This is a genomic window from Thermoplasmata archaeon, assembly GCA_038729465.1.
GTDB lineage: Archaea > Thermoplasmatota > Thermoplasmata > Thermoplasmatales > ARK-15 > JAVRLB01.
In genome coordinates this window covers 1-5,774 of the sequence record JAVYRZ010000028.1, presented here as the reverse complement: position 1 = coordinate 5,774, position 5,774 = coordinate 1, and the positions used below count along the sequence as shown (strand labels likewise).

Genomic DNA, 5,774 nt, shown 5'->3' with positions numbered 1-5,774 from the left:
GCACTGCGTTCTTTAGACAAAGCTCTAGAACTGGATCATAATTATAAAGATGCTTTGATTGCAAAAAATAATGTTCTGAAAACATTGAAAAAGTATGAGGAAATGATCGATGTTCTTCAAAAATTGATGACTCTGGGAGTTAAGTCCATAGACCTATTTTATGATCTTTCCTATGCTTATTTTAACAAAAAAGATTGGACAAATGCTCTCCTTTACATTGACGAAGTATTAAAACTTTCAAATACCAATTTTAACGCTCTGATACTGAAAAAAGAGATCCTGAAAAACTTGGATAAGTATGAAGATACTCTTTCTATTCTGAATACTCTTATCCAATTATCTCCCCAAAAGGCAGCATTATGGGAAGAAAAAGCAGATGTTTACATCAAAACTAAAAATTATATAAATGCTTTAGAGTCTCTAAATTCATCATTGAGCTTTGATCCAAAAAATATTCGGCTATGGATAAAAAGAAAAGAAGTTTCTAAAATGTTAAATAACAATGACAAAGTCATAGAGAGCTGCAAAAATATCTTAAATTTAGATCCTGGAAACTATGATGCTATGAAAGATCTTGGATTTGCATATTATAATATCAAGAACAGTACAGAGGCAGAAAATGTTTTCAGGACCGTTCTGGAGCACGATAAAGATCCAGAAGTTTATAATTTATTAGGATTGATCTACCAGTCTAAAAAAGAGTATGATAAAGCTCTTGAAAGTTTTAATTTCGCGATTTCTATCAACAAAGACAATAAAAAATATCTTTTTAACAAAGCGCGAAGCTTAGAACTTTTAAACGATCTAGAAGGTGCGATCGGAGTATACAACAGAATCTTAGAAATAGACTGGAACGATGAATCCGCATGGTTTAACAAAGGATCATTGTTATTAAAGCTTGAAAGATATGAAGAGGCGCTAGTATCTTTTGAAAAGGCAGAACGCTCTAAAGAAAATAACATACCTGCAATATTGAACAAAGGCAATACATTAATAATGCTCAAAAGATATAACGATGCTCTGGAAGAATTTGACAAGATCCTAAAACTTGACAAGACCAATACTGCTGCAATGTACAGCAAAGCAAAAGCTCTATTTTTGTTGGAAAAATATGACGATTCTCTCATCGCTGTAAACAATGCGTTAAAATTTGAGCTCAACAAAAGTTTCTTTGAACTAAAAAGAGAAATTTGCAAGAAAAAAGTGGATTTTAACTGTATAATTGAACAATGCAAAGAGATATTGAAAATAGATCCAAAAGATTTACAGAGTTATAGAGATCTTGCAAGTGCACAAATTAATCTGAAAAAATACGAGACGGCAATAAATACATATAAAAACGGCCTGGAGGTTTTGGGTGATAATTTTATATTATATGAAGAATTAAACTCATTATATATAAAATTGGATCGGTTTAAAGAATCTGTAGATGTATGCAAAAAATTGATAAACATAGATAATAAAAATGCAGATTACTGGATAAATCTTGGATTTTCACAACTATCTGTTAAAACCTTTGACGATGCTGTTTTAAGCTTGAAAAATGCGATAAGTTTAGAAAAAAGCCAGAAAGCTTATTTTTATCTGGGCGTGGTATATGAGGCAATGTCCAGATTTGAAGATGCATTATCTGCATTTAGTGAAGCTTTGAATTTTGGAGAAGATGCGGAGATATATTTTAGGTTTTCTAAGATATATCATAAACAGAACAATATGGAACAGAGCCTGAACATGATCAATAAAGCGATTAGCATAGAAAAGAACAGCAGATACTTGCTAGAAAAAGCGAGGATATTGTTTGATATGGAGCAGTATGATAATGCTCTTGCGCTTACTACTTCTTTACAGGATTCTGATGACTCTTATGAACTGAGGTTTTTGAATGCTAGGATCCATTACATAAAGGGTTCTTATGAAAACGCCCTGACAGATGTGGATATGGCATTAAAATACAACCAGAGTGGAGACGCGTGGCATATGCGCGGATCGATTCTCGATAAACTAGGCAGAGTTGATGAGGCTATTAAAAGTTTTGATTCTGCTCTGGCAAAAGACCCTAAAAATTTTGATTCTTGGCTGGAGAAAGGCGAGATTTACCTAAAAAATGGGGATTATAAAAACGCGCTGAGCAGCTTTGAGCGGGCGCAGATGATTAATGCCGAAAATCTAGAGCTGTTATTAAACATTGGGCAGGTTTATGAGAAACTGGGCAGTCCTGACAAAGCGCTAGTATATTATGAAAAACTGATAGGTCTAGACCCAGGCAACAAGGTTGCTTGGTACTTTAAAGCCCAAATTTTAAGGGCACGCGGAGATGATGAGGATGCTTTAAGAGCATTTGACAATGCTTTAAAGGCGGATCCTTCATATTCTGTGGCATTAGATGGCAAAACTGAGATCGAAAAAGTGCTTCAATCAAAAAAGATTGACGATTATTCTAAAAAAATATTATTATACGAGTATGAGAACAAAAAGCAAATTAAGAAGAAAGACGCTTTTAAAAAATTCGAGATTCCACTCGCCATTCTTGATGAGGTATTTGAAAATATTAAAAATGAAGAATATGCAGATCTTGAGACCATGTCCCCTGACCTGAAACTGAGGCTCGAAACCATTTCTAAATCTATCATTAAAAAAATGCTAGAAAAAAATAAAAATTTACAGCTTGATAACATAACTTTCGCCTCGATATTAGGCACTGATCCTTCGCTCACACTCAAAGATACCAAGTTTTTGAAATCGTATATATATATGTGCTACTCTTTAAATATCGAACCAGATTTAAAAGATCTGGAATTGGAATCATTATTGAAAAAAGTGAGATTAGATTCTCCTCCAGAAAACATATTTTATATTATGAAAAACCTGGATATTGGCATTTTAAAAGCGAGAACTGTTCAGATTGCCCTCTCCAGATTTAAGGATGAAGAAAAAAAGGAGATCAAGGAAGAAAAGAAAGAGGTTAAAACAGAAAAGGGAGATCTATATCTCTAATCTATCCATAAAGGTATTTGCTCAACTTCTCATAAACAAAATTATAATATATCTGAGACTGTTTCTCGTACAATATCTATGAAAATCATATTTACAAAAAAAGAGATCAGGGATATAATAATCGCCACCTTGGCCCTGACCCTTGCATTTAAATTTGCGTTTACTGGCATATACAATGCAAATGCTTTTGTATTCATGATTTATCTTTTAATATCATTTCTTGCTGTGGTCACAGGATTTGTGGGGCATGAAATGATGCATAAAGCCATAGCGTTCCGTTACAACTATTATGCAGAGTTTATAAAATGGAATACTGGATTATTGCTCGCATTAGTTACAAGCCTTTTCGGCATAGTATTCGCTGCTCCCGGTGCTACCACCATATATGGCTATGTGGACAGGGACAATAATGGAAAGATCTCTGCAGCAGGGCCGATATACAACCTATTTGTCGGGATATTGTTCCTTCTGTTATCTCTGGTGGGAGTTCTGCATTTCTTGATCTTTGTAGCTGTAATAAATTTCTGGCTTGGGTTCTTTAATCTATTGCCAATTCCACCTCTGGACGGCTCGAAAATTTATAAATGGAACCTTCCTCTTTATATAATATTAATGATTGTTTCTCTGATTTTGGTGCTTCAGTTCATTTTTGGGGTCTCGATTCTGCCCCTGAAATAAACCATGTTTCATCATCAATATCTAGTTCTTGCGATACTGTATAATTAATATTATTCATTGTGAATTTTTTGGTCTGCTTGATTGCGCTCCATATCTCTTCAGAGGGTTTTATTCCAATGCCAATCTTATTTTCTGAAAACTTTACTATTTTATCAGTATCAATTCTGTACGCCTTACCTTTGTATATAGATTCTATTAACAAGATCCCCCCTCCATTTCCTATGGAACCATTTTTGGTTTTGAAACTATCGCTTTCTTTTTACTTCCTCTGATATCTATCATCACATTATCATTGACTTTTATGCTCTTTGGTATATATCCAAGTCCGATACCTATCTTTAGCGTTGGGGACATTGTACCGCTGGTCAATATACCTATTTCCTTATCATCTTTATAAATTTTATAGCCATGTCGGGGTATTCCACTTTCAAGCATTTTGAAACCTCTGAATATTTGATGGTCTGTACCTTTCTGTTCTAATAACGCTTCTTTACCTATAAATGCATGATCATAATCTATAATCCAGCTGATACCACCTTCCAAGGGTGTGCGATCATTATGGAAATCCTGACCTGACAACAACATACCTTTTTCCATCCTTAAAGTATCTCTAGCACCTAATCCACACAATTTTAATCCGTACTCTTTTCCATAGCTCATTAATAGCTCCCATATATCATCAGCATACTCATTCTGAACTATGATTTCATATCCATCTTCGCCAGTATAGCCAGTTTTGGATAATAGTACATGATTATAGGGGATAAAATCGTCACCTCTTGTCTCAATCCCATTAATTGTTACAAATGCAAGATCAAACATTTCCATGCTCTTTATATTATAATCTGTTATTCTAGATACTAAATCAGATGCTTTTGGACCCTGTACAGCTATACACGCATACAATAATGTTCGGTCTATGATACTTACATTATATTTCTTTTTATGTTCCAAGAGCCATTTATAAATCAGCTCTTCAGTTGCAGCATTTGGTACTAGAAGATAGGTATCACTATTTATCTTTGACACAATAGTATCATCGATCATAATACCATAGTTATTCAGATAAGAGGAATAACGAGCAGTAAAATCTCTCAAATTAGATACTTTAGAGGGTAATATATACTCTAAATAATCAGTTGCGTCTTCGCCTTTGATAATTATATCGCCCATATGCGATACGTCAAACATACCTACATTGTTCCTTACTGCATTATGTTCCTCTATTATACTACTAAACTCTAATGGCAGTAAAAATCCTGCAAAATCTACAATCTTACCACCATATTTCACATGCAAATCATATAATGGCGTTTTTTTGGACATTTAAATCACCTGATAGTTACATGAGTATTACTATCATGAATATTAAGAATTCTCTCCATTGGAAGTGAAGGGGTCTCTCTTTATTCTAATCCAGAAATAAAGAGTTTGTGTATTCGAGAGTCTCCAGAAAGCTCAGGATGAAAAGTAAGTGCAAAGTTATTGTTATATCTTACAAACAGAATTTCACTACCACTTTTAGCCAGAATATCAACAGTATCAGATACATTCAAGATCTTTGGTGCCCTTATAAAAATAGCCTTAAACGGAGATTCAAAACTCTTGATATTTATGTTTACCTCAAAAGAATCAACTTGCCTACCGTAGGCGTTTCTTGACACAGCCATAGGAATGATATGCATAGGCTTAATTGAAGAATCTATTACAGAGTCGGACATCACGATCGCGCCTGCGCAGGTACCCATTAAATGTAACGAACCTGCATTAACCCTCTCTATGATCTTATCAAAAAGCCGCTCTTTGATCAAGAATTTTGTGATTGTAGTGCTTTCGCCACCGGGTATGATCAGACCCTCTACATCCAGATCTTTTAAAGTCTTGACTATGGATACAGTGCCCTTCATATTCAGATCTATCAACGCTGTTTCAGCCATTGCAAAATGCTCAGCTACGTCACCTTGAATACCCAATATTCCAATCTTCATCAATACCCTGAATGCACATTAAAAATATAAAAGCTATGATTTAATAGTATCTAAAAAATTATTAAAAATCTCGTATCCAAATTCTGTATTATCTACTTCCGGATGAAACTGCAC

The 5,774-nt window shown here is 34.3% G+C and carries 5 protein-coding genes; 2 read left to right on the top strand and 3 right to left on the bottom strand.

What is annotated here, in order from left to right; genetic code table 11:
* Window positions 1–2,994, top strand: a 2,994-nt coding sequence (locus QXQ25_06310) for a tetratricopeptide repeat protein (protein MEM0161314.1), incomplete at its 5' end; no start/stop codon positions are given.
* A 78-nt stretch (window positions 2,995–3,072) separates the two neighbouring features.
* A complete protein-coding gene (locus QXQ25_06305; GenBank protein MEM0161313.1) occupies window positions 3,073–3,672 on the top strand; it encodes a site-2 protease family protein in 600 nt (199 codons plus the stop codon).
* Here the strand turns inward: QXQ25_06305 and QXQ25_06300 are convergent.
* The 3 genes from QXQ25_06300 to pdxT form a co-directional block, all read right to left on the bottom strand.
* Window positions 3,638–3,874, bottom strand: coding sequence for a hypothetical protein (locus QXQ25_06300; protein MEM0161312.1), 237 nt, complete (start codon window positions 3,872–3,874; stop codon window positions 3,638–3,640). The two genes, QXQ25_06305 and QXQ25_06300, sit on opposite strands and share 35 nt — an antisense overlap.
* A 17-nt stretch (window positions 3,875–3,891) precedes the next feature.
* On the bottom strand, window positions 3,892–4,998 hold the full coding sequence (gcvT, locus tag QXQ25_06295) for a glycine cleavage system aminomethyltransferase GcvT (GenBank protein MEM0161311.1): 1,107 nt from the start codon (window positions 4,996–4,998) through the stop codon (window positions 3,892–3,894).
* An 80-nt stretch (window positions 4,999–5,078) separates the two neighbouring features.
* Complete coding sequence (gene pdxT / locus QXQ25_06290) at window positions 5,079–5,660, bottom strand: pyridoxal 5'-phosphate synthase glutaminase subunit PdxT (protein ID MEM0161310.1); 582 nt, start codon at window positions 5,658–5,660, stop codon at window positions 5,079–5,081.
* Between the last annotated feature and the right edge of the window lie 114 nt (window positions 5,661–5,774).

Bases quoted from the DNA above. Each gene is read 5' to 3' on its own strand.
- pdxT (MEM0161310.1), bottom strand. From the start codon at position 5,660: ATGAAGATTGGAATATTGGGTATTCAAGGTGACGTAGCTGAGCATTTT.
- gcvT (MEM0161311.1), bottom strand. From the start codon at position 4,998: ATGTCCAAAAAAACGCCATTATATGATTTGCATGTGAAATATGGTGGT.
- QXQ25_06305 (MEM0161313.1), top strand. From the start codon at position 3,073: ATGAAAATCATATTTACAAAAAAAGAGATCAGGGATATAATAATCGCC.